The 23,804-nt window shown below is 38.4% G+C and carries 26 protein-coding genes and 1 riboswitch; of the genes, 8 read left to right on the top strand and 18 right to left on the bottom strand.

Annotated features, from left to right (window positions below; genetic code table 11):
* Window positions 1-84: 84 nt before the first annotated feature.
* Complete coding sequence (locus MKX82_RS09890; RefSeq protein WP_233313877.1) at window positions 85-510, bottom strand: EamA family transporter; 426 nt, start codon at window positions 508-510, stop codon at window positions 85-87.
* Window positions 511-763: 253 nt separating this feature from the next.
* Here MKX82_RS09890 and MKX82_RS09885 point away from each other — a divergent pair, with 253 nt between their 5' ends.
* The 3 genes from MKX82_RS09885 to MKX82_RS09875 all read left to right on the top strand — a co-directional run bounded on the left by MKX82_RS09885 (window position 764) and on the right by MKX82_RS09875 (window position 3,492).
* Window positions 764-1,819: an LLM class flavin-dependent oxidoreductase gene (locus MKX82_RS09885; RefSeq protein ID WP_233313878.1), complete on the top strand. Its 1,056-nt coding sequence runs from the start codon at window positions 764-766 to the stop codon at window positions 1,817-1,819.
* Window positions 1,819-2,769 carry an ATP-grasp domain-containing protein gene (locus MKX82_RS09880; protein ID WP_233313879.1) on the top strand — a complete coding sequence of 317 codons (951 nt, stop codon included), beginning with the start codon at window positions 1,819-1,821 and terminating at the stop codon, window positions 2,767-2,769. Before MKX82_RS09885 ends, MKX82_RS09880 begins: the two co-directional genes overlap by 1 nt.
* Before the next feature lie 99 nt (window positions 2,770-2,868).
* A complete protein-coding gene (locus MKX82_RS09875; protein ID WP_233313880.1) occupies window positions 2,869-3,492 on the top strand; it encodes a ribonuclease H1 domain-containing protein in 624 nt (207 codons plus the stop codon).
* A 60-nt stretch (window positions 3,493-3,552) separates the two neighbouring features.
* Here MKX82_RS09875 and dacB read toward each other — a convergent pair whose 3' ends face one another.
* The 10 genes from dacB to MKX82_RS09825 form a co-directional block, all read right to left on the bottom strand.
* Window positions 3,553-5,040, bottom strand: coding sequence for a D-alanyl-D-alanine carboxypeptidase/D-alanyl-D-alanine endopeptidase (gene dacB, locus MKX82_RS09870; RefSeq protein WP_341076799.1), 1,488 nt, complete (start codon window positions 5,038-5,040; stop codon window positions 3,553-3,555).
* 69 nt (window positions 5,041-5,109) lie between these two features.
* The gene (gene mutM, locus MKX82_RS09865) at window positions 5,110-5,919 is read right to left on the bottom strand and encodes a bifunctional DNA-formamidopyrimidine glycosylase/DNA-(apurinic or apyrimidinic site) lyase (protein ID WP_341076797.1); all 810 of its coding nucleotides are present in this window, start codon (window positions 5,917-5,919) and stop codon (window positions 5,110-5,112) included.
* 108 nt (window positions 5,920-6,027) lie between these two features.
* Window positions 6,028-7,047, bottom strand: a complete 1,020-nt coding sequence (locus tag MKX82_RS09860) for an STAS domain-containing protein (protein ID WP_233313883.1) — start codon at window positions 7,045-7,047, stop codon at window positions 6,028-6,030.
* Window positions 7,048-7,065: 18 nt separating this feature from the next.
* The gene (locus MKX82_RS09855) at window positions 7,066-7,638 is read right to left on the bottom strand and encodes a branched-chain amino acid aminotransferase (RefSeq protein ID WP_341076795.1); all 573 of its coding nucleotides are present in this window, start codon (window positions 7,636-7,638) and stop codon (window positions 7,066-7,068) included.
* A gap of 39 nt (window positions 7,639-7,677) precedes the next feature.
* A complete protein-coding gene (locus MKX82_RS09850; RefSeq protein WP_341076793.1) occupies window positions 7,678-9,039 on the bottom strand; it encodes a DEAD/DEAH box helicase in 1,362 nt (453 codons plus the stop codon).
* A 176-nt stretch (window positions 9,040-9,215) separates the two neighbouring features.
* Window positions 9,216-10,016: an HAD family hydrolase gene (locus tag MKX82_RS09845; protein ID WP_341076791.1), complete on the bottom strand. Its 801-nt coding sequence runs from the start codon at window positions 10,014-10,016 to the stop codon at window positions 9,216-9,218.
* A gap of 111 nt (window positions 10,017-10,127) precedes the next feature.
* A complete protein-coding gene (locus tag MKX82_RS09840) occupies window positions 10,128-11,105 on the bottom strand; it encodes a ring-cleaving dioxygenase (protein ID WP_251646154.1) in 978 nt (325 codons plus the stop codon).
* Between the two features lie 15 nt (window positions 11,106-11,120).
* Window positions 11,121-11,543, bottom strand: a complete 423-nt coding sequence (locus MKX82_RS09835; RefSeq protein ID WP_233313888.1) for a MarR family winged helix-turn-helix transcriptional regulator — start codon at window positions 11,541-11,543, stop codon at window positions 11,121-11,123.
* Window positions 11,544-11,757: 214 nt separating this feature from the next.
* Entirely contained in the window at window positions 11,758-12,513 is a 756-nt protein-coding gene (locus MKX82_RS09830; protein WP_341076784.1) for an exodeoxyribonuclease III, read from the bottom strand.
* 146 nt (window positions 12,514-12,659) lie between these two features.
* On the bottom strand, window positions 12,660-13,433 hold the full coding sequence (locus tag MKX82_RS09825; RefSeq protein WP_233313890.1) for an MBL fold metallo-hydrolase: 774 nt from the start codon (window positions 13,431-13,433) through the stop codon (window positions 12,660-12,662).
* Between the two features lie 138 nt (window positions 13,434-13,571).
* Here MKX82_RS09825 and MKX82_RS09820 point away from each other — a divergent pair, with 138 nt between their 5' ends.
* Complete coding sequence (locus tag MKX82_RS09820; RefSeq protein ID WP_237941402.1) at window positions 13,572-14,153, top strand: CBO0543 family protein; 582 nt, start codon at window positions 13,572-13,574, stop codon at window positions 14,151-14,153.
* Between the two features lie 102 nt (window positions 14,154-14,255).
* A complete protein-coding gene (locus MKX82_RS09815) occupies window positions 14,256-15,254 on the top strand; it encodes an NADPH:quinone oxidoreductase family protein (RefSeq protein ID WP_341076781.1) in 999 nt (332 codons plus the stop codon).
* 25 nt (window positions 15,255-15,279) lie between these two features.
* On the opposite strand, the gene MKX82_RS09810 is transcribed toward MKX82_RS09815, so the two are convergent.
* From MKX82_RS09810 to MKX82_RS09800, 3 genes are all read right to left on the bottom strand, one after another.
* Entirely contained in the window at window positions 15,280-16,152 is an 873-nt protein-coding gene (locus MKX82_RS09810; protein WP_341076778.1) for an amidase, read from the bottom strand.
* A 48-nt stretch (window positions 16,153-16,200) separates the two neighbouring features.
* Window positions 16,201-16,289, bottom strand: a riboswitch (cyclic di-GMP riboswitch).
* Window positions 16,290-16,448: 159 nt separating this feature from the next.
* A complete protein-coding gene (locus tag MKX82_RS09805) occupies window positions 16,449-16,889 on the bottom strand; it encodes a CoxG family protein (RefSeq protein WP_237941399.1) in 441 nt (146 codons plus the stop codon).
* Window positions 16,890-17,001: 112 nt separating this feature from the next.
* Complete coding sequence (locus tag MKX82_RS09800) at window positions 17,002-17,958, bottom strand: tyrosine-type recombinase/integrase (protein ID WP_233313895.1); 957 nt, start codon at window positions 17,956-17,958, stop codon at window positions 17,002-17,004.
* A gap of 222 nt (window positions 17,959-18,180) precedes the next feature.
* Here MKX82_RS09800 and MKX82_RS09795 point away from each other — a divergent pair, with 222 nt between their 5' ends.
* Together MKX82_RS09795 and MKX82_RS09790 are read left to right on the top strand one after the other, a co-directional pair.
* Window positions 18,181-18,483, top strand: coding sequence for a DUF5658 family protein (locus MKX82_RS09795; protein ID WP_341076775.1), 303 nt, complete (start codon window positions 18,181-18,183; stop codon window positions 18,481-18,483).
* An 85-nt stretch (window positions 18,484-18,568) separates the two neighbouring features.
* Window positions 18,569-18,835, top strand: a complete 267-nt coding sequence (locus tag MKX82_RS09790; RefSeq protein WP_341076773.1) for a DUF2533 family protein — start codon at window positions 18,569-18,571, stop codon at window positions 18,833-18,835.
* Between the two features lie 15 nt (window positions 18,836-18,850).
* Here the strand turns inward: MKX82_RS09790 and MKX82_RS09785 are convergent, their stop codons facing one another.
* Entirely contained in the window at window positions 18,851-19,867 is a 1,017-nt protein-coding gene (locus MKX82_RS09785; RefSeq protein WP_237942288.1) for an STAS domain-containing protein, read from the bottom strand.
* A 391-nt stretch (window positions 19,868-20,258) separates the two neighbouring features.
* Here MKX82_RS09785 and MKX82_RS09780 point away from each other — a divergent pair, with 391 nt between their 5' ends.
* Window positions 20,259-20,795, top strand: a complete 537-nt coding sequence (locus tag MKX82_RS09780; RefSeq protein ID WP_233313899.1) for a ribonuclease H-like YkuK family protein — start codon at window positions 20,259-20,261, stop codon at window positions 20,793-20,795.
* Window positions 20,796-20,844: 49 nt separating this feature from the next.
* On the opposite strand, the gene MKX82_RS09775 is transcribed toward MKX82_RS09780, so the two are convergent.
* The 3 genes from MKX82_RS09775 to MKX82_RS09765 all read right to left on the bottom strand — a co-directional run bounded on the left by MKX82_RS09775 (window position 20,845) and on the right by MKX82_RS09765 (window position 23,708).
* On the bottom strand, window positions 20,845-21,615 hold the full coding sequence (locus MKX82_RS09775) for a TerC family protein (protein ID WP_233313900.1): 771 nt from the start codon (window positions 21,613-21,615) through the stop codon (window positions 20,845-20,847).
* Window positions 21,616-21,741: 126 nt separating this feature from the next.
* Window positions 21,742-22,929: a MalY/PatB family protein gene (locus MKX82_RS09770; protein ID WP_341076770.1), complete on the bottom strand. Its 1,188-nt coding sequence runs from the start codon at window positions 22,927-22,929 to the stop codon at window positions 21,742-21,744.
* A 29-nt stretch (window positions 22,930-22,958) separates the two neighbouring features.
* Window positions 22,959-23,708, bottom strand: a complete 750-nt coding sequence (locus MKX82_RS09765; protein ID WP_341076768.1) for a glucose 1-dehydrogenase — start codon at window positions 23,706-23,708, stop codon at window positions 22,959-22,961.
* Between the last annotated feature and the right edge of the window lie 96 nt (window positions 23,709-23,804).

The raw sequence follows: 23,804 nt of genomic DNA, 5'->3' as shown, positions 1-23,804 counted from the left end.
TCGGTACAATTCCGTATTTTGTTGAGAGGATTTCACTACGATAACAATAAAAAAATCAGGAAGGATATCCTTCCTGAAAATAAATTAATGAAGTGCTGCTAAAATAACACCTATTGTAATTAATCCAATCCCTACACCGTTCAGAAGACTAATCTTTTCTCCTAAGAAAATGATAGCGATAAGTGCAGCCAAAACGACACTCAATTTATCAATTGGCGCTACTTGTGTGACCTTTCCTGTTTTTAATGCTAGAAAGTAGAACAGCCACGAAGTAGCCCCTGCAATGCCGCTCAATACAATAAACATGAAATTCTTTTTATCAGAAATAATGCTCGGAATTTTATGCAGGTTGCCTTCTATCGCTACAATGATGAAGAGAAAAACTGTCATAATCATTGCTCTGACAGCTGTTGCTGTATTAGCATCAACATTTTGCAAGCCAATTTTTCCAAAGATACCAACTAATGCTGCACAAACGGCTGAAAGAATAGCATAAATTAACCAAGACAAACAAATTCCCCCTTTTTTATAGTTTGGTTGTTTAATCTTGATTTACTCTTCCTTCCTGAAAATATCTGTATTTTCATGCATAAGAAAATGCTTTTTTTGTGAATTTATACGAGTTTCAAAGCAATCTGAGTATTTATATAGGATTTAAAGTGTCCACTCTATTGACAGTTAGTATATCTCTATAATAACATTATAAATATTCTAAAAACTTTAGCGCCCTAAAATATCAGATTACATAAAAAGGAGAATCAACATGAAATATGGATTTTGGCTGCCTATTTTTGGCGGATGGCTTAGAAATGTAGAAAATGAAAACATGCCGCCTACATTCGATTATGCAAAAAAGGTCATTCAAAGTGCAGAAAGTTGGGGCTTTGATACAACGTTGATTGCAGAACTATACTTAAATGATATTAAAGGCCCTGAAAGAGATTCATTAGAAGCCTGGTCAACTGCCGCTGCACTTGCAGCAGTTACCGATAAAATAGAAATTATGACAGCGATCCGTCCTGGGTTTCACAATCCTGCAGTTGCTGCTAAGATGGCCGCCAATATCGATCATATTAGCAACGGCCGATTCACCTTAAACGTTGTGTCTGCATGGTGGGAGGAAGAAGCTAGGCAGTATGGCGGGATCTTCACAGAGCACGATGAGAGATATGAGCGTACAGAGGAATTCTTAGCTGTTTTAAAAGGATTATGGACAGAAGAAACATTCAGTTATAAAGGGAAATTCTACGACATTAAAGAAGCAAAGCTTTCTCCTAAACCTGTGCAGAAGCCTAATCCAATCCTTTATGCAGGCGGAGAAAGCCCGAAAGGCAAAGCAGTCATTGCTGAAACCTGCGATGCTTATGTGATGCATGGCGGTACAGTCGATGAGATTTCTCTAAAAATTCAAGATATGCAGAAGAAAAGGAAAGAGTTTGGAAAAGATTTGTTTACGTCCTTTGGAATGGCTGCCTATGTTATTTGCCGTGATACAGAGGAAGAAGCACAAGAAGAGCTTGCTAGAATTACAGATGTGAAAGAATCCTCTGCCTATGCAGGCTTTGATGATTTTGTAAATAAATCACAGCTAGAACAGCAAATTAAATTGCAAGATTATTCTGTTTCTAACAGAGGCTTGAGACCAGGACTTATCGGCACTCCAGAGCAAATTGCTAAAAAAATTGTTGAATACGAAGATGCCGGCATTACGCTGCTCTTGCTGCAATTCTCTCCTCAGCTCGAAGAAATGCAACGATTTTCAGAACAAGTTATGCCCCTTGTCGCATCATTAAAAAAAGAAAGAGAAGTGACGAAGTGATGAGTAAAGTTTATGTTATCCATGAAAACAGTGAATGGACTGTTCATTTAACGAGACGTTTGGAGGAGCTTAATATTCCATTTGAGGAATGGGATTTGTCAGAAGGCAATTTTGACTTAACTGAAGCACCGCCTGAAGGAATTTTCTACAGCCGTATGAGCGCTTCCTCCCATACGCGAGGCCACCGCTATGCGGCAGAATATACTTCTGCTGTGCTCGAATGGCTGGAATCATACGGCAGAACTGTGATAAATGGAACGGGCGCACTTCGACTTGAAGTGAGCAAAGCGGCCCAATACGCGGCCTTGTTCAAACATGGTATTAAAACACCTAGAACGCTTGTGGCTACAGGAAGTGAGCAAATTATCCAAGCTGCTAGAAAACTAGGCGATCCTTCTTTTATTACGAAACATAACAGAGCAGGAAAAGGCTTAGGTGTCCGCCTGTTCCATTCAATCGAAGAGCTGGAAAGATATGTGTATGGCCCTGAATTTGAAGAGCCTGTTGATGGAATCACGCTTATTCAACAATATATTGAAACACCTGACCAAAGCATTACACGCTGCGAGTTTGTCGGCGGCAAGTTTGTGTATGCAGTGAAGGTTGACACAGCAGGCGGCTTTGAACTGTGCCCGGCAGATGCGTGCCAGATCAATGATCTCTTCTGCCCTGTCGGCGAACAGGTGGAAGACAAGCCAAGCTTCACCATCCAAACAGAGTTTAATGAGCCTATCATTGAAAAGTATGAACAGTTTCTGCAAGCACAAAAAATTAAAGTAGCAGGAATTGAATTTATGAAAGATAAAGATGGAAACTTGTATACGTACGATATCAACACAAACACTAATTATAATGCGGATGCTGAAAAAGAAGCTGGTATATTCGGGATGCTGCAGCTTGCTGAATATTTGCAGGGGTTACTGCAAAAACAATACGGAGTTCCAAACTAAAGCTTTATTTAGGACTTGCTAATACTTTTAGCAAGTTCTTTTTGTGACAAGCTGTGTTATGATTAGGAAATGACTTTAGTTTGAGGAGGCAACTTCTTTATGGCAAAACAAAAATATTATGTCGTGTGGAAAGGTCGTAAGCCGGGGATTTATAAAACCTGGGCTGAATGCGAAAGGCAGACAAAGGGCTTTCAAGGTGCGTCCTTTAAATCGTTTCCGACATTGGCAGAAGCAGAGCAAGCATATAAGCAAGGCGGATTCAGTTCGTCTTCCGCAGCAGGAAAAAGCAGCAATGCAGCTAGTAGCAGTTCTTCTCTGCCGATTGACGAAAACAGCATTTCAGTAGATGCAGCATGCAGCGGAAATCCTGGCATGATGGAGTATCAAGGTGTCGACACAAAAACTGGTGAAAGAATCTTCCATTACGGTCCTGTGTTTGGCACAAATAATATTGGCGAATTTCTAGGAATTGTCCATGCCCTTGTGATGCTTAAAAAACAAGGAAAAAACACAACCATATACAGTGACAGCATGACTGCACTGTCATGGGTGCGCAATAAAAAAGCCAATACAAGTCTCACTCGAGACAGCCGTACAGAACAGCTTTGGCAAATGATTGAACGTGCAGAAGCATGGCTGAAGGAAAACAGCTATGAAAACAAAATTATCAAGTGGGAAACCCATCTTCACGGCGAGATTAAAGCTGATTTTGGCCGGAAATAGATGGGATAGTGTTTACGTAAACATGAATTGCCAGGAAGGCTTCCCCTTCCTGGCTTCTTTTTATTGGGATGCTAACAATTCCACAATTTGATCTTCTATGACCTTGCCCTGCTTTTCATCCATTAAGTGATTCAACAAAATCGAGAATATGTATGTTTTGCCGCTTTTACTTCTAACATAGCCTGACAGGGAGCTGACTGCAGATAATGTACCTGTTTTTGCTTTAACTGCCCCTTTTGTATTTTCAGAAAAAAGACGGTTGCGCAGTGTGCCGCCAATCATTCTATCTTTATTGCCGGAGACAGGCAGTGCCTTTTCATAAATCGGAAACCAGGCTTGCTTTTGCACGTTGAAAAGCAATGTTGACAAATCGTTTGCTGTTATTAAATCAATTGGCGAAATGCCAGAACCATCGCGCAGAAGTATTTTGTTTTTATCTAGACCAAATTGTGTCAATTGGTCCCGCAAAACAGCAATTCCCTCATCAAAGCTGCCTTCCCCTTTTTCCACTCTGCCCATTTCCTTTAAGAGTGTTTCTCCTATCGTATTATTACTGAGCTTCATAAATGGAATAAGCAGTTCTGACAGCGGCATGGATTTATGCACAATAATTGGAGTGGACAAATCTGGAGTTTTCCCTTCCTTAACTTGACCTGTCCAAGTAATGTTCTGTTTTGCCAATGCTTGCGTAAAGACATCCAGCACCATATCCGGAGGACTTTCTACTGCTACCCAAACCTTTGTTTCCTCTGCACCTATTGGGATATTTCCCTTTAAGCTGATAGATTCCCCGCCATGCTCCCTTTCTGCCTCTATATCCTCTTTTGCTCCTTGTGCGGCAGTTGTGGTTTTATTGTTCATTTCAAGCTTAAGTGAAGAAGGCAAAACACTGACGATTGCCCTGCTTCCAGCTTTTGCCCCAGGTTTCACCTTCATCATTATAGTGCCTGCATCATATTCTTTATCTGGTGACATAGTCAAAGCAGAAACTGGTGCTCCATAATAGGTGGATTCATCACTCCAGGCTAAATCAACTGAGTACGGCACATCATCATACCAGCTCGCATCTCCAATAATACTGCCATTAATTTGATTAATCCCTTTAGCATGCAAATGTTCAGCAATTTTATCTAAATCACTTGCCAGTAATGTTGTATCTCCTTTTCCTTTCAGATAGACATTCCCACTCAACACCCCATCTTCCAGCTTTCCGTCTGTGTAAATCTCTGTCTGAAAACGGTAGTCAGGACCTAAAACCGAAAGAGCAGCAGCTGCTGTTAACAGCTTTAAATTCGAAGCAGGAGCTAATCTCGTTTCAGCCATTTGTTCAAACAACACTTGGCCGCTGTTTTGATCACGAATGCTGATACCAGCGAGACTTCCCTTTAATTCAGGGATGGTGTTGAGCAAGCTGTTCATTTGACTGTTCAGCTCGCCCTCATTTCCTTTAGCATTTGCTTCCACATGAAAGGAAATGGTTCCGCTCAGTTGTAACACAATCATTCCAATCATAACAGGAAGCAGTACGAATTTACGTCTTTTCAACATCCAACTTCACTCCTTGGCAGATGCATTTATAAAAGACTATTATGACCACAAGAGCAGCTGTTTAGACACTTAGTGCTGACAGTTAGGGCAATAGAAGGTTTTTTTAGAGGAAATCTCTGTTTGAACAATCTTTGTACCGCATCTTTGGCATGGTTGGCCTTCGCAATCATAAACACGGCAAAGGTCATTATATGCGCCTGTTTTGTTATCGTTAATGAATAGAGGATGTTCCATATAGCCACCAATATCAGTCGCTTCTTTAAGTACAGTCTGAATAGCCGTATATAATGCTGTTTTTTCTTCAGAAGTTAAGTCCTCCAGCTTTCTTTCAGGAAGCAGCTTTGCATGATAACAGATTTCGTCTGAATAGCAGTTTCCGATGCCTGATAAGAAATGCTGATCGACTAGCTTGAGCTTTAATGTGCCGCGCTTTTTTTCTATATATGCCAGAAAATCCTCTTTAGTAAAGCTTAAGTCAAGTGGTTCAGGTCCTAAATCAGCAAGCTCGGCTTCTGCTTCAGCGTTTGTATATAGGTGAAGATAGCCTAACCGAAGTCCAATAAAATACAGATGCATATTTCCGAATGAAAGCTGGATTTGAACCGTTCGCTTTGGCTTGTCTTTTTCCTCTGAATAAAACATCCAGCCTCCCAGCATTAAATGCAGCAGCAGTACTTTACCGTTGCTTAACCGAAACAGCAGATGCTTAGCTCTTCTCTGAACAAGACTAACAGTATTTCCCTGAACTGCTTGTATGAAAGTTTGCGGATCAACGTTAATAGATTTTTCTCTGTTAACTATTACATTAGATATGACTTTACCTTGAATCAACTGATTTAGATTGCGCTTATAGTTTTCCATTTCTGGTAATTCAGGCATTTATGGAGCCTCCTAAATTAGTATTTGCTTGTTATCATCTGACTCTGCTGCTCTTTTCATGCACAAAAAAAGCTCCATCTTTGACTTTGCAAAGATGGAGCAGAATGCTTACCGTTTTTTTACGATTTCATAGCCAAGCAAGTCGACTGCATGCTCAATACCTTGTTCTAATGTTGAGAAGGTTGGAATAGTACTTAAATCTACTCCTGAGTTAACAATTTGCACACCTAATGTCGGACTGATGCCAACAAGGATACATTCCCCGCCTAAAAGGGACACTGCCTTTACTAAGCCCTGCAGGCGAAAAACAATATACTCGTCAAATTCACTGATTGCCGTCATATCCAGCAACAAATAACTAGCTCTTTTTTTGGAAAACTCAAATAAGGTTGTTTGGAGCAGTCCTTCAAATCGCTCATCATTAAATTTCCCGACAAGGGAGACTGCTAATATCCCTTTTAACACAGGCATAATCGGTGTAGACAAATGTTTGACAAGATCTGTCAGCTCATGCGTTCTGTCCGCTACTTTTTGTTCCAGCTCACTGATATATGCTTGTTCTTTTTGTCGTGCAAGCTCATGGATATTATCATTAGGTGTAATAGAGGATGGGAAAATTTCAATCTCATCATATTCACTGCCAGACAGCTGCGATTTATTGACTTTATACCACATGTTTTCCTTCAATAAGCCTGTAAACACTCCGGCCCAATGGCTTGGTAAAAGAACGAGCGCCTGCTCTTTTTTGAGAGATTGATAGATGCGATGCTCCCAGCTGTTTTCAAGCTGCAGGATAATTCGTTTCTCCTCCAGACAAAAATGGCGGACATTAATTTTCCCCCAGCCTGCATTCCGATAAATATCGATATATTGCGTAAGTACATTTCGTGTATCAATTCTATCTTTGTAATAACTGCTCACCAGCTCGCCCATTCGGAATCCAGTTGCCTCTAAAACGGTATTAGACACATCTTCCCCTGATATCTCAATGATCGTGCTGATGAATAATTCTATCGCGGAGTCCCAAAACAGCATAGATGGGGCTCCGTCAAATGTAAATACACCTTTTTCTTTATCCCAAGTAAACACAGTTGAATCAACCTGTGTACGTATAATAGAGTCACCCATCGCTACTCTCTCCCCTTTTTATTTCTCTTCCAGCTTTTTTCCTAACCCAAACATGAATTGGTAAAACAGCTCTAACGCTTGTGCGATTGTTAAATCCTCTGTAAAACCAGCCATATTTTCAATCGGAAGGTTTACATCCCAAAGTCCGTCCTGTCCGTTAAACATCAAGCTGTAAGAATTCTCTTCTCCCAGCTGTTCAGCAAAATAGGCACGGATTACGGCTTCCTGTTTTTTAGGTGCTTTGAAGCCGAACAATGCATCATACTTGCGAAATACAGAATCTACTTCCAATGTCAGTCCTTCCACTTGAATAATGTCAAATAAATCAGACTCGATGTATAAGTATTCCTCAAGATTTGCTTTTAATAGTGAAAACTTGTCATTCAAAAAAGAGGCAGGCAAGTTGTCCTTAACAACTTCATCACTCTCTTTATTGGCAAGCTCCATATAAGTTTGACCAAGTCGGTCAGTTAACTCGCTTACAGCGATATTTTCTTCCTTTGCCAACTCATTTTCAAGTACGTATGCTCTTTCTAATGGAAGAACGGAGATTTTACTGTTAGTTGCATTTTTTTCAATGTATTTCATCATGTTTGCTTTAATCACGTTCCTGATAGCTCCTTTACCTTATTATTTCTTTTTAGATCTTTTTGGTTTATAGACAGCACTGCCTGTATGCCTGCTTGCATTTGAACCATTCGTGCGCCCTTTTTCCTGTCTTGTTCCACTATTGCTGTTTCTTTTTCCACTATCTTGCTTTTTATCTTCATTCGAAGACTGTTTTTTTCTTCCTTGAACAGCTTTTGCTTTTTGCGCAGCACGGAAGCCAGTTTTCCGTTTACTGTCTGGGGCCTTTTTCTCCTGAACTTTTTTATCATCCGTCTTTTTTAATTGCTGCATTTTTTCAATACGAATGCCAAGCTCATCTTCTATCATATCCAATGTTTGTCTGTCATCAGAAGTATATAAAGTAATCGCAAATCCTTCTAAGCCAGCTCTTCCTGTACGTCCGATTCTGTGCACATAGCTTTCTGCATCTGTTGGGATGTCATAATTGAATACATGTGAAATCCCGTCAATATCCAACCCTCTTGCTGCAACATCTGTAGCAATTAAAATTGGAAACTTTACATTACGGAAATCTTTCATCACTTGTTCACGTTTCGCTTGGGAAAGGTCACCGTGTAATTCACGGCACTCAAAGCCATTGTTCCGGAGAACTTCATACAATTTGCTTACACGTCGTTTCGTACGGCAAAAGACAACAGCCATATAAGGATTAAAGGATGTAATTAGACTCATTAATGTTCCTTGTTTCGCTCTGTCTGTTGAGTGCATCGAAAACTGTTTTACCGTTACAGCAGGACCTTGTTTTTTCTCTGCTGTTATATATTCAGCTTCTTTCATATATTTCTTGGCAAGCATTTTAATATTATCTGATATCGTTGCAGAGAACATTAAAGTTTGTCTGTTTGCTGCTGATTTACGCATTATGTATTTGACTTCCTCTAAGAAGCCGATATGAAGCATCTGGTCTGCCTCATCTAACACTAGCACTTTCAAGCGGTCGAGCTTAATGTGGCCGCGTTTCATATAATCGATTAGTCTGCCTGGTGTTGCAACAACAATGGAGATATTATCCTTCATCCGATGCAGCTGCTTCTCTACATCCTGCCCGCCGTAAGCAGTGAGCACCTCTGCATAATCTGGTTTCACTTTCTCTATTTCGGCAGCGATTTGGATCGCTAGCTCTCTTGTTGGGCTGACAATCAATGCTTGAATATAGTCTGCATCTTTTTTTAGCTTTTGTACGATTGGCAAAGCAAATGCATATGTTTTACCTGTACCAGTCTGGGCTTGTGCTATCACATCTTTTCCTTCTAAAATGGATGGAATAACCATTTTTTGAATAGGAGAAGGTTCTATTATACCTCTATTTCGCAAAAGGTTTATTGCATTATCATTGATTCCTAAGCTTTTAAAATCTGTCAATTCATATCCCTACTTTCTACTGGCTGACTTAATGTAGCCAACCATTCTTTATTTTGGCTTTTTATGATGAAAATAGCAAGTATATGTGAAGAATTCTTGACTGAAAACCTCTGTTTCTTTGTAAATTTCTCAAAAGAAAAGGAGCAATAGACCTTAGTCTATGCTCCTGGCATTGCTTAGACCAACTTTAGAATTTCGGTGACTGCATAAGCTACACCATCATCATTGTTGCTCTTAGTTATATCACTTGCTCTTCTTTTTATTTCATCAGGAGCATTTTCCATTGCAAATGATCTTGTAGACACTTCGAACTGTGTTAAATCATTGCCGCCATCTCCAAATGAGTAAATTTCATCGAATACCATTTTCTTCATGTTTTCATATCTTCTAATTGCTTTGCCTTTTTGAGCAGCACTTGAAGTGATCTCACAGTTATTTGGGAAAGAGGATGAAAAGGATACGCTGGAAATCTCTTTTAAACTATTTTTAACTGTATCAATTCGCTCAATTTCCGTTTCATTTACTACAGCTATCAATTTATATAGCTTAATATCTTCCATGTCAACAATGCCTTCATAATCCTGGCTGCTGAACATTTCTTCAATTTGGTCCCATGATTTCCCTCTTAAGGAAGGTAAAGTACCTGGGAATCCTCCTCTATTTGTATAAACAAGAATACCGACGTTTAACGGCTTTAGTTTTTCTAAAAGTTCAAAGTACAATTCTTTGGAAAGAGTAGTTTCATAAAGCAGCTCCCCTGTTTCTGAATACATCATACTTCCGTTCAAACAGAAAATTGGCAGCTCCAATTCAGCGACACCAGCAACTTTAATAACGTCTGCATACTGTCTGCCTGTATTTAGAATTACTTCTATATTATTGTCCTTCATTTGTTTAATAACATTTCTATTATTCTCGGAAATCAGATGCTGGTCATCTAACAGAGTTCCGTCTAGATCAATGGATACACATTTCATTCTGTTTGCCCCCTTAAGTACTATACTCTTAGTATTATAACTTTTCGTTTCTCTAATAGACAGCCTTTTTGCCTCACAAAAAATAAGGAGAGAGCTAAAGCTCACTCCTTATTATGCATCTAGCTTTGTATCAAGGGGTTTTAATCTTGCTTCAATCTGTTCACGCTGCGGCTCTAAAAACGGCGGAAGTGCCAATGACTCTCCAAGATGATCAATATGCTCATCTGTATCAAAGCCAGGACCATCTGTTGCCAGTTCAAACAAGATACCGTTTGGTTCTCTGAAATAGAGAGATTTGAAATAGAAACGGTCTACGAAGCCTGAGTTTTGGAATCTTGATTCATTGACTTTATTGATCCATGCATACAGCTCTTCTTCATCATCGACACGGAAGGCAACATGATGGACTCCGCCTCTGCCTAGCCGCTGCACAGGCAAATCGGTTCTTTCCTCAATATGAACTTCTGCGCCAGTTCCCCCTTCTCCCGTTTCAAATACTAATACATCAGGCTGATCTTTAATAGTGGAAGGAAATTGTCCTTTTAAACGGAACCCCATTAGCTCTGTAAGCACACGTACGGTTGATTCTGTTCGGCGGACGGTCAGCTGAACTGGTCCAAGGCCGATAATTGCATGCTCTAGCGGAATTGGTCCGTTCTTCCATGGTATTCCTCCTGCTACCCCACTGTTTTGTTCATCAGAAACAAGGAAGAAACGCTGGTTTTCATAATCTCTGAACTCAAGTGTTTTCCGTCCCGCTCTTTGGAGAATGTCCCCATGAGTGACTTGCAACTCATCAAAACGGTTCACCCAATATTGTAAGGATGCATCACTCGGCACACGTAAAGAAAGTGCAGAGATACTGCTGACACCTTCTTTGTTCGGAGCAAGATTTGGGATTTCAAAGAAGGTAAGCTCTGTCCCTGGATTGCCCTTTTCATCACCATAAAAAAGATGATAAACAGATGGATCATCTTGATTTACTGTTTTTTTAATAAGGCGCATGCCTAAAGTTTTTGTGTAAAAATCATAGTTCTGCGCTGCTTTTGCTGTCATGGCTGACACGTGATGAATGCCTTTAAAGTTCATCTTAACTCCTTCTTTCTATTTCTGAATTTTTTTTAGCAGATGAAGCAGCTGCTTTTTTTCCGTATCTGTTAATGCATCAAATTGAGCCGCTTGAAACATCTCTTGTTGAGGAATCACTTCGCTGTACAGCTTAGTTCCTTTTTCTGTGAGCGATACGTATTTCGTTTTCCATTCCTGTTTTCTTTCAATCAGGTTCTGCTCCTCCATCTTCTTTAAAAGCTGAGCAATATTCCCTTTTGAAACAAGTAATTTATCTGCAAGCTCTTGCTGGGAAATAGATTTATTATGACCAATTTGCGCCAGCAAATCCAGCTGTGCAACATTCAGTCCGAATTCTTTCAAGTGCTGGTTGCTCTTTCTGTTGCTTTTGTTATAAAACCGGGAAAGCCGGAACCATAACAATACGCCTAGCTTTACATTTCTGTTTGTTTTCGTCATTTTTATTCACCTAATTATGAGTTTAGCGGTAAACTTATAATCTTAGTTTATAACTAAACTGATATTTCGTCAAATACTTTTACCTTAAAAATTGGATTATTTATGAATTTATTGTATGTCTTAAACTATTATCTTCTCGATTTATGCAGACATACATATATTCGAGCAGGAAAAATGGCCAGCGAAAAGCCCAAGCATTCAGCTTGGGCTTTCATCAAATATTTATTTGCAACAATACCGGACAATGATCACTGCCCATGACATCACAATGAATTTCTGTATCTATCAGTCTATCTTTTAAACGTTCAGACAGGATAAAATAATCGATTCTCCAGCCGATATTCCGCTCTCTCACTTTTGCCATATAAGACCACCAAGTATAAACATCACCTCTGTCTGGATACAGATAGCGGAAGCTGTCAATATAGCCTGAATCAAGCAGGCTCGTCATTTCTCCCCGCTCCTCCACTGTGAAGCCGGAATTGCCGAGATTTGATTTTGGGTTTTTTAAATCGATTTCCTGATGGGCCACATTTAAGTCCCCACAGTAGATAACCGGTTTAACGGCATCAAGTTCTTTTATATAGGTTTTTAGCTGTTTTTCCCATTCGATTCTATATCCAAGTCGGCTTAAGTCTCTTTTCGAGTTGGGTGTATACACGTTAAGCAAAAAAAATTCAGGGAATTCTAGTGTAATAGCTCTTCCTTCTAATTCCTCAAAGTCTTCCCCAATGCCGTAAGTGACACTGATTGGCTCCTGTTTTGTAAATACAGCTGTGCCAGAGTAGCCTTTTCGCTCCGCATAATTCCAAAACTGATGATAGCCTTCTAAGTCTAACTGTATTTGGCCTTCCTGCAGCTTTGATTCTTGTATACAAAATATATCTGCATCTATTTCATGAAAAAAGTCTAAGAAGCCCTTTTTTACACATGCTCTTATGCCGTTCACATTCCATGTTACTAATTTCATCTGTAATGCTCCTTATTAATAATAATCATTCTAAATTAATAGATTACCATGAAACTAGCAATCAATAAAGTAATATCCTTTTTCCAATTTAAACACAAAAAAATCTTATCCCTGTTGCTGATATGAGCATGGGATAAGATTGCCGTTTATACAACGGTTGGCGATTCAGCAAAACCAACATCATAATGGCGAATAAGCTGATAAAGACCTTTAGCAATTTGCTCTTTACCGTATAGCGGTTTTCCATGACCTGTATAAATGGTGCTTGGCTCTAGTTTTGCCAGTTTAATGATTGATTCTCTGCTTTCTGCACGGTTTGGTGTAAAGTAAGCAGGAGGTCCATGTATCTCTTCTTTTTGCGTTAATACAGCAAGTAATGACTCTTGTTTAACGGTAACAAAAGCATCTCCTGCCAGCATCAGTCCATCTTCTTTTCTGTATAACGATATATGTCCTTTCGTATGCCCTGGTGTATGAATGCCCTCCCAGCCCTGCATGAATTCTAACTCTGTGCCAGTTTCTATTTCACGTAAATTAGAGTGAAGCCCAATGCCATCACGGGGATAAAACGGCGATAAAAACGACATTAGTCCTTTAACAATAAATGGTGTTGGTCTTGGATACTCCTTCTCTCCTGTTAAATATGGCATCTCCTCGTGATGGGCATATATTGGTACATCCCATTCTTTAAGCAAAACCGGCAATGCCCCGATATGATCAAAGTGGCCATGTGTTAATACGATTGCTTTTGGCTTCTTGCTGCCAAATAACGTGGAAGCATATTTCAAGATAAATTTAGCAGAATACGGCACCCCTGCATCAACCAGTACCCATTCATCTTTATTTTTGCCCAGTCCAGAAATGAATGCGATATTTGCGATAGCTGTCCTGTATCCATATACATCTGTGGCTATTTTCATGTTCGATTCTCCTTTTTCCTATTATTGTTGCCAATATTTTTGTTCTGACACTGTAATTCGATTTATTTTTTTCAGGGATACATGTAATTTTCCGTTAAAGCGAACACTAAACTTAAACACTTAATGGAGATGCTTTAAATGAATACACAGCAAAAAAGTCTGCTTGAAGAATTAAAAAAAGATGAATGGAGTCACTCTAAAGAGTGGTTTGAATATTGGCTCGGCTATTCAGGACCAGATCACTGGCAGTTTTGGATTGGACTTGCTCTTTTAATAGTGCCGTTAATTGCTTTTTTTCTATTGATAAATAAGCGTAATGCCCTCCAGCTCGGCTTCTATGGATACAATGTTCATGTGTTCTTTACCTATATCGATTTATATGGCGCTAATAATGGTTATTGGTTTTATCCATATAAGGTGCTGCCAATCCTTCCATCCAGCTTTGCATTGGACGTCTCATTTGTACCGGTGTTTTTTAGCTTCATATATCAGTGGTCTCAAGCAAAACAAAAGAATTATTATGTATGGTCAATAATATTATCTGCTGTTTTCGCATTTGTTTTAAAACCTTTGTTTGTTGCTATTGGCATGTTCGAGTTTGGCAAAGGTGCAAATTACCTTCATCTATTTATTGGCTATGTTATTGTTGCCTTAACAGCAAAATGGATGACAAATCTGTTCTTGTATTTTGAAAAAAAAGCCAAAGTTCAGCATTCCTAATTAATCAAACCAAGCTATTCTAGCACAGGTTCACTTATTCAAAATGGATGTTTTGACCAATCTGGAGAAAAAGTGTTAAGATGGCAACGAGGTGAAACGACAATGATAGATTCATTTAAAGCAGTAGTTGTAGATAAAAAAGACGAGGATTTTTCTTTAAAAGTGGACCAAGTCAGCCTAGATAACTTATCAGAAGGAAATGTTCTTATTGAAGTTCATTATTCTGGAATAAACTATAAAGATGGACTTGCAAGTGTACCAAACGGCAAAATCGTCCGTTCCTTTCCACATATTCCAGGCATTGATCTAGCAGGCATTGTAGTCTCATCTGATGATGAACGCTATCAAAAAGGCGATAAAGTTATTGCCACAAGCTATGAGATTGGCGTATCGCACAGCGGCGGATACAGTCAATATGCAAATATCCCTGCAGATTGGATTGTGCCCCTTCCAGATGGCCTTACATTAAAGGAAGCAATGATTGTTGGGACAGCAGGCTTCACTGCAGGCTTAAGCATTCAACGACTTGAAGAAAACGGCTTGACTCCTGAAAATGGCAAAGTACTCGTAACAGGTGCAACAGGTGGTGTCGGAAGCTTTGGTGTGGCGATGCTTGCAAAGCTGGGCTATAAGGTCGATGCAAGTACAGGCAAGCAATCGGAGCATACATATTTACAAACTATAGGTGCTGACAGCATCATTTCCCGCACAGATATTTATGACGGCAAGTTGAAAGCCCTTGATAAACAACAGTGGGCTGCTGCCATCGACCCTGTTGGCGGAAGCACATTAGCTGCGATCACAAGCAAGCTTCTTTATAACGGCTCGGTAGCTGTGAGCGGCTTAACAGGCGGCGGTGATGTCTCAGCAACAGTCTATCCTTTTATTTTAAGAGGTGTTAATATACTGGGGATAGATTCTGTCTACTGCCCGATGGAAACAAGAAAAAAGGTTTGGAACCGAATCGCTACAGACTTAAAACCAGCTGATTTAACCCAATTTATTTCAAGTGAAGTAACGCTCGAAGAGCTTCCTTCTGTCTTGCCAACCATCTTGGAAGGCTCTGTACGCGGAAGAATAATTGTTAACATTAAAGGATAAAAAAAGGACCTTCAAGGTCCTTTTCTCATTTCATTTGCATCCATGTTTCAATATAATGGACTGCAAAGTTTATATTTTCTTGTGGATACGCTTTAGCTACCTTCGCAAGCTCACCTTTCATATAAGACTTACCCTTTTCATAAAAGCTTATATTTGCTCCCTCAGAAGACTCTCCTGTTTCAACACCAATATTGATTGCTTTGCCAAAGTCTTTCGCATATTGCACCTCTGTTTTTACAAGAGCATTAATACCATTGATTCCTGCTGCTGCATTTCTGTATGCCATAATTGTGGCAAAATCACTGTTTTTAATAGCCCATTTTGCAAGATTGCTTTTCCCATACGTATTGGCAAATGTTATTTCATCAAACCAAAAAGGAATGTCCATACTAAACTCAAGGTTTAAGTTATTGCTTAGTTGTCCGCTGCGTTTGATTAATTTTTGATATGCTAATACAACGTCAGCTCTGTCTGTATTCCATTCTTTCAAAATATATGGTTCTACATCTAGATGAACACCTGTAAAACGTTGATTTTCCGTACTGTTTTTTTGATAGCTTTTCACCCATTGAAACAAGCTGTCAGCATAGCTTTGACCGCCGTCCGACGCCCATTTCGGTGCACCATCTAATGCATGAACACTGATTTTATTATTAGTCGCTTTAGTAATAAATTGTTGATATACCTTCCGTGCAACCTCTTGGTCAACCTGCAAATAAACATCCGTTACCTGATTTTTCACTAGGAAACTAATGATTTTATTTTGACCAGCTGCTGATGTTAATGACCATGGATTCCAAATCCAAGTAGCATTTGTTTTACTGCTTTCTGCAGCATTTGCATTGAAAGCAGGCAGCATTAATCCCACCACCAGAAAAAGAATGACTAGTTTCTTCATATATATACTTCTCCTTTTAGAAAAGCCTAGACTAATCCAAAGGAGAAGTCTGGCAGCCTGGCAGCCATTCGTTTTTACTAACGGTTAGGCCCATAGCTTTGCGTCCTTGCTTTTCAACAAGTTTGCCCTTTTCAGATGTAATTTAGTTACCTATATTATAGCTTTTCTCAATCTATTTTCCTACTACTATTATCATAGTTGTTAAATGTAAAATATGGTTATAAAGGAAGAAACAACAAAAAAAGATGTGTTTAGTTACAACACATCTTTACCTAGTTAACATAATAATATTATATTTAACCATTTTCAATTGCCTTACACACTTCAATCGTTAATTCTTGAGTGATTTCATCGAGCTTCGGCTGGAGAACACTATTTACCATTGGTGCAAACGTTCCAAACGCATTGATTTCCAAGTAGCCAGTCATCCTCGTCTCATTCACTCCGCTTTGCTCGGCTGAAAAATACCCGTTTCCCATAAACTTTTCATTTATACCAGTTAATTTAAAAGAAACCTCAGAAGGTTCTTCCCATTTAAGAATATCTACTCTTAACGAGATCTTCTTCTTTAGAATGCCTAGATCTGTCTTGAATTCCCATGTTGACACCATTTCTGAAATAAGTTGATGCTGTATATACCCTGGCACAAGCGGAGCCCAATTATCCATTGAGCGAACAAAATCCCATACTTTCTCCATTGGTGCTTTTACTATAACGCTATGTTTTCTGCTTGGCATTTACATGAACACTTCCTTCTCCATATGTCTATTATTATGCATATTCATATAGGAAGAAAGTATGTATACTGACAATAATTTTATTAGTTTACATAATATTATTATCGTAACATTAATTAAAGTAATCTGACAGCTCCATCTCCATCGCTTTTTCTTTTTGCGCATCAGAGACATGTGTATATTTTTGAGTTGTATTTAAATTTGTATGTCCTAACAACTCTTGAATTGTTCTGATATCTCTGCCGTCCCTGACAAGATGTGTTGCAAAGCTGTGGCGAAGCTTATGGCTGGAGATAGATTTTTGTTTCCAGTTATATTCTGGATATTCGCTTTCAATCGAAGCACATATACGCTCTGTTATTTCCTGAATCCTTCTTCTTGAGATCCTTTTCCCTCTTCTTGAAATGAATAATGCATCTTCATAGCCTTTCATTGGCAGAATTCTATCTTCCTTAATATAGGCCGCCAGCTCATCATAAAGCTTTGCTGGCAAAGGAATATATCTATTTTTATTACCTTTACCTAAGACGTGCAACCCTCTTTTGCCAGATTGAATCGAGGATATGTTCAGAATATGAATCTCAGAAACCCGCAAACCAGCAAAAGCCATCAAGCCCATCATGATTTTATTTCTGCGCTGATGCTGCTTTTGGGAAACAATGCCGACCATTTCAAAATATGCTTTCAACTCATCCTTTTCTAAATAACTCGGCAGCTTTCCTTTTTGTTCTTTTGCACTTACCAGTTCAGCGGCAATGTTTTTATCGAGAAGTTCATAGTCCATTAAACATTTGAAGAAAGAGCGCAATGCTGTCAGCCGTCTATTTCTTGATGCAGCACTGTTGCCTCTTTTCGTTTTAAGCTCATTCATAAATAGAGTTATATGAAGTTTTTTTACATCCCCTAATTCTACTTTTGCTGCCTTTTTTCTTGTTATAAATTCTAAAAATAAGAAAATATCGCGTATGTAGTTTTCTATTGTAAATTTGCTGTAATCTTTATTGTCCATCTCTGTTTGAAAGATAGTAATTTCATCCTCATACCAACTTGCTAATAAATTATTATCCATCTCTATAATCCACCAATCTTCGACTTTTATCTATTATTTATTATACTATATTCCTTAATAAACCGCACATAAGAGATATTATGCGCGGTAATGCAGTCAAAACTGCTACAAAAGAATGAAATTATCTTCTCCGTGTTATGACCTATTTATTTTTTTGCTATTTATTGGGATAATTAGTAAGAATAACTAGCTGTTAACTACTAGAACTAGAGGTGTTTTTTTGTGAAAATACTCTTTTTATTAATCAGTTTTTTAAATTTAGCAGATGGGTTATTAACCTATATTGGGATACAGCTTGAGCTAATAGATGAAGCAAACCCGTTAATGAGTTCTGTCTGGGAGATATCTCCTTTTTTGCTTTTAGCTTTGAAAATCTTCTTATCATTCATACTCTTTATTTTCGCTTATACTTTTTCAACAAAACATGTAAAAACATGGACGATTATTCTCATTGTTCCCCTGTTATTATATGCAAGTATTTTCGCTGTCCATCTAACTTGGATTTCATACGTAATTAAAGTATAAGATAATAATATTATGTAAACTAGTATTTTTCACTCTTTATCTGAGTATATAAAAAAACTAAATTACTGTTAAAGGAGCTTTAATCATGAATGTACATAAAGCCATTACCAAACATGTTAATAAAGTGAATGTTCGTGTAAAAAAGTTCCAAGCATTAGATCAGCAGCGAGAATTCATTATTGAAGAAGCAATTGCTCTCTGCAAAAACGAATATCCCTTCACTGTCGATAATATTAATGCAGTCACAGAGCAAATTAATGAATTAGCAAAACAAGGAACTATTCCAACACGAAAAATCTTTTCAATTAAAATGGTTCAGGATTTTGTAAAGAAAGAAAACTCCTTATCTTAACGATAAGGAGTTTTCTTATATTATTTTCCTGCCTAGCTGTCCCAATGCATAATGAATGCCATGCTTTAACGTTTGGAAACAATCAAATTGAGATAAATTAATATTTGCCTGTGATACGACAATACTCAGTTCTGGGGAAATTCCTACTAAAATCGTTTGAATTCCAATAAGATTTGCAGCCGAACCGATTTTCTCCAAAAGACTTGCAGTATGCTGACTGATATCCCGGTCCAAACCAGTTAAGTCTAATACTAAATAGCTTGCCTTATATTGAGGTAAATTATTTAGTGTATTAGTAACAAGCAGTTCAGAACGGTCTTCATCATACTTTCCAAGGAGCGGAACAATTACGATGTCATCATGAACGGGAATAATCGGAGAAGAAATTCTTTTGACTAATTCCTTCAGCTCTTTCGTTTTTTCCTCAACAACCTGTTCTAATCGAGCAATCTGTTCGGATTCTTTTTTCCTCGCGAGCTCATGGATATTATTCGTAACAGTAATTTCTGATGGGAAGTATTCAATAATGCTGCACTCATTGCCTTCAAGCTGCTCTTGAATAATTTTGTACCAAATATTTGTGCCGAGTAATCTGGTAAATATACCAGCATAATGGGCAGCTAAATAACATCCGCCCTTCTTTTTTCCTTGCTCTACATTTATTTTATATTCCCAGCTGTCTTTAATATGAGCGGTTAAAGTTTTCGTTTGATAATTCAAATCAAAAATTTCAGCCACACCCCAGCCTGCCGATGCATATGTAGCGGTAATAAGATTCGCCGCCTCCTTCACATCTACATCCTTCATTTTTTCAAAATACTCGCCAACGACTAGACCTTGACGATAACCGGTTGCCTCAAACACTAAGTTAGAAGCCTCTTCACCAGATATTTCTTCAATCGTATCAAAAAAAGTTTTCATCGCACTAGAAATCCAAAAAAGAACAGCATCTTGCTCTTCAAACAAAAACCTGCCCTTTTCTAATTCCCACTCAAAGTGTAAACCACCAATATGAATAGAATTATTGCTCATGTAAATCCCCTTTTTCCGTTCAGTTTTCTTTTCTCTATTATTGTTATATTCACCTAGCTTATATACACTGTTTTTCATTTTTTTAAACCTGTTTCGTGAAAATTTTATGTGGAAATAATAGTTTATTAAACTCCTTCGTTTTGGAACAGTGCTTTATCTACTTATATTACTTCTCTAGTTGATTATTTTTAAAATAGCTGTTTTTAACACTCCATTCATTTATTTTTCCTTTCCTCTTAGTTTTACTAGGCCTCCGCCAACTCCAAATGTAAAGCATTGCATACAATATGACATGGTTATGCTTGGTGCTATTTTTCAGGGGTGCTCATACAATAGTTAATGGTAAGTACTTCATTGCTTGTGTTTAGACGTTTGAAGGAGGAGCTAATGAATGGCGGCGAAAAGATGGTCAGAGATGGCATTTCAGAATCTTCAAGAAAAGTCGATGACATTTGATGTTGTTTTTCAGCGCATTTCCAATTTTATGAGAAGAAATCCACGGGGAAATTATCGGTTGATGATTGGCACTGATTCTCAGGTTCACCCTAAGCATACTACCTTTATAACGGGCATTGTAATCCAGAACAAGGGTAAAGGAGCTTGGGCATGCATTAGAAAAATAATCGTTCCCCGCAAAATGCTGGCGTTGCACGAAAAAATTTCTTATGAAACAACCTTAACAGAGGAAGTGGTGTCTCTGTTTACAGAAGAACGGAAAAACGAACTGATTGATATTGTTCTGCCATTTATATATAGTGGAGCGACATTTTCAATGGAAGGACATATAGATATTGGCAGCGGCTCAAGAAATAAAACGAGTGAGTTTGTTAATGAAATGGTTGCAAGAATTGAATCAATTGGAGTTGAACCGAAGATTAAGCCTGATTCGTTTGTAGCCTCTAGTTATGCTAATAAATATACGAAATAATTTTTTACATAAAAAAAGCCTGTCCCAAACTGGAACAAGGCTTAATTTGTTATTCTTTTGTTGATGCCACTTCTTCTGACATCTTTTTGTTTTTGTTGATGAAGTGGATGATAAACGTAATAATGAACGCAAGAATCAATATAGCAAAGAAGATATAATGATCTAATTCAAAGCCAAAGATACTTGCAAACATTTTAAGAGCAATAATGCCAATTAGCACAAATGCAGTGTTTTCCAATTCAGGCACTTTATCAATTAACACAAGGAATAGCTTCGCTACTGTTCTCATCATTAAGATTCCTAGCATTCCACCGAGAAGCAGAATCCAAATTTCTTCAGAAACAGCTAATGATGCGAGAATACTGTCAACTGAAAATGCTAAGTCCAACAATTCAACAGAAATGACCGTAGCCCAAAATGAACCAAACATCCGGACAGTCCAGCTGTCTTTTTTTATTCCCTTAGCGTCCTCATCCTTGTTGTCAAGCCAGAAATGTTTAATAACAATCCACGCAAGATAAGCTGCACCAAGGACTTTAATCCATGTGAACTTGATTAAATATACCCCAAGTCCGATAAATAGAAAGCGGAAGAAATACGCTCCAAACAATCCGTAAGTGAGTGCTTTTTTTTGCTTGTCCTTCGGCAAATCCTTGACCATAATGGCAAGTACTAACGCGTTATCTGCAGAAAGTAGTCCTTCAAGGATGATTAATGAACCAATCAATCCCCACGAAACTGGATCTGATAATACTTCTACCCACATGTCCCAATCAAAAAAGGAAGCATAAGTGGAAAGTATTTGATGTAGTATGTCCAATGAAAAAGCCCCCAAATATAAGTAATGTAATTTCGATAATGAAAATATTATACTCCTAAAAATACACAACTGCAAACCTTTAAACAGTATTTGGAAGCTTAGCCCTTGTAATGATGCTGTTATATACTATTGTAAATCTTCAAATTCCTTTGCTATTCGATCTAACGCTGTTTGAATGAGTGAACGCGGTGATGGAATACAAATTCTCTGAAAGGCTGTGCCTTCTTCTCCGAACATACTTCCATCCTCTAACAGGACATTCGCTCTGTTATAGATGCGATCATGGACTTCTTCAGGTGTAATATTATAGGCGGAAAAATCCAACCACATAATATAAGTGCCTTCTGGTATGACCACTTTCACCTTTGGCATTTTTTTGTCGATAAATTCTTTCACCATTTCCATCGTGCCGTCAATATATGTTTTCAAATCTTCGAGCCATTCTTCTCCATCGTTATAAACAGCAATAAGCGCAGATATGGTAAACGGTGATGCCATTTGGTGACCCATTGTTTTTATAAATTGTTTGCGCAGCTTTAAATTCGGAATGACCATATTTGTGCAATGAAGACCAGCAACATTGAAGGTCTTGTTGATGGCTGTACAAGTAATTAACATCTCATTATCAGCGATTTTCGCCATTGGAATGAACTTTTCATTTTTTCTGATCAAATCACCGTGAATTTCATCAGCAACTATCAATACTTGATGCTTTTTGCAAATCTCCGCTAATCTTTTCAGTTCATCTTCGCGGAAAATCCTGCCTGTTGGATTATGAGGGTTGCATAATATAAACATTTTTGTGCTGTCTTGACTTGCCTTTTCCTCAAAATCTGCAAAATCAATCGTATAATAGCTCTGCTCATCATATAGAAGAGCGTTGTTCAAAACTGTTCTGCCGTTCCCCTCAATTGCTGTTGTGAAGGGCGGATAAGCAGGACGCTGAATAATAATGCCGTCGTTAGGCTCTGTATAGGCACGGATTGCCATATTAATTGCATGAACAGTGCCAGGGCTATACACAATATGCTCTTTATCGATGTCCCAATCATGTCTTTTTTTGAACCAATGCTGGATGGCTTTATAATATTCATCTGGAAAAATGGAGTAGCCGTAAATTCTGTTTTCAACTGTCTTATGCAAGGCATCAACAAGAGCCTGTGGTACTGGCAAGTCCATGTCAGCAGTGAATAAGGGAATCGTCTCTTCATCATAGCGCTCAGTGAGACCCATCTCCTTAATGAGCTTGCCGCCATCCCATTTAACCGAATATGTATTGCGCCTGTTTACTACTTCATCAAAATTATTAAGCATTATTGCACCCTCCTTGCTTTTTTTAGAAATCAATCTTCTTCATAAATCATCTTAACCGTCATCCCGCCGTCTATTGTAAGATTTGTTCCTGTGATGAAATTAATCTCTCTGTCTGTCAAAAATAGACATGCTCTAGCGATATCAGAAGGTTTACCAACTCTTTTGGATAAATGCTGCTCATGATCCACATCCCTTAATGAATCATAATGCTTCGTTTCAATCCAGCCAGGAGCAATGCTGTTAACAGCAATCCGGTCATCTGCAAGACTGTTCGCCAATGCATGGGTAATTGCCATAATTCCGCCTTTGCTTGCACTATAGCTTTCTGTATTCGGTTCAGACATATATGCCCTTGTCGATGACATGTTCACAATTGCGCCGCCGTTTGTATTGTGCCTCATTATCTTAGCTGCCTCGCGGGAGCATAAAAATACACTCCGCAAATTTGTATTTATAATGTCATCCCATTCCTCCACAGTTAGATCATAAAAAGATTTAAACAGAGACTTGCCTGCATTATTGACTAAAATATCAATCCTGCCAAACCTCTGTTTCGTTTCTTCCATCAGCCGAATAATATCCTGTTCCTGCCTTACGTCTGTTTTAATGAAAGCTGCATTTTCAGAATAAGCTGACGCTTCAATTATTTTATTAGACGCAGCTTCATCCACATCTGCAAAAACAACCTTAGCACCTTCCTTTAAATAGTGCTCTGCAATGCTTTGACCGATTCCGTTGCTTGCGCCTGTTACGATGACGACTTGATTTGAAAATTTCATCGCTGTCTCCTTTATCCTTTTTGTTCCCATCCATTTTAGTTTTTACATTTCATTATTATTGTAATAAAGGAATACAGACATTTCAAAAATTAACAC

The sequence above is a fragment of the Niallia sp. FSL R7-0271 genome, assembly GCF_038005785.1.
Taxonomy (GTDB): Bacteria; Bacillota; Bacilli; order Bacillales; family Cytobacillaceae; genus Niallia.
The sequence above is the reverse complement of the archived record's forward strand: the minus strand, read 5'-3'. Positions and strand labels throughout refer to the sequence as shown.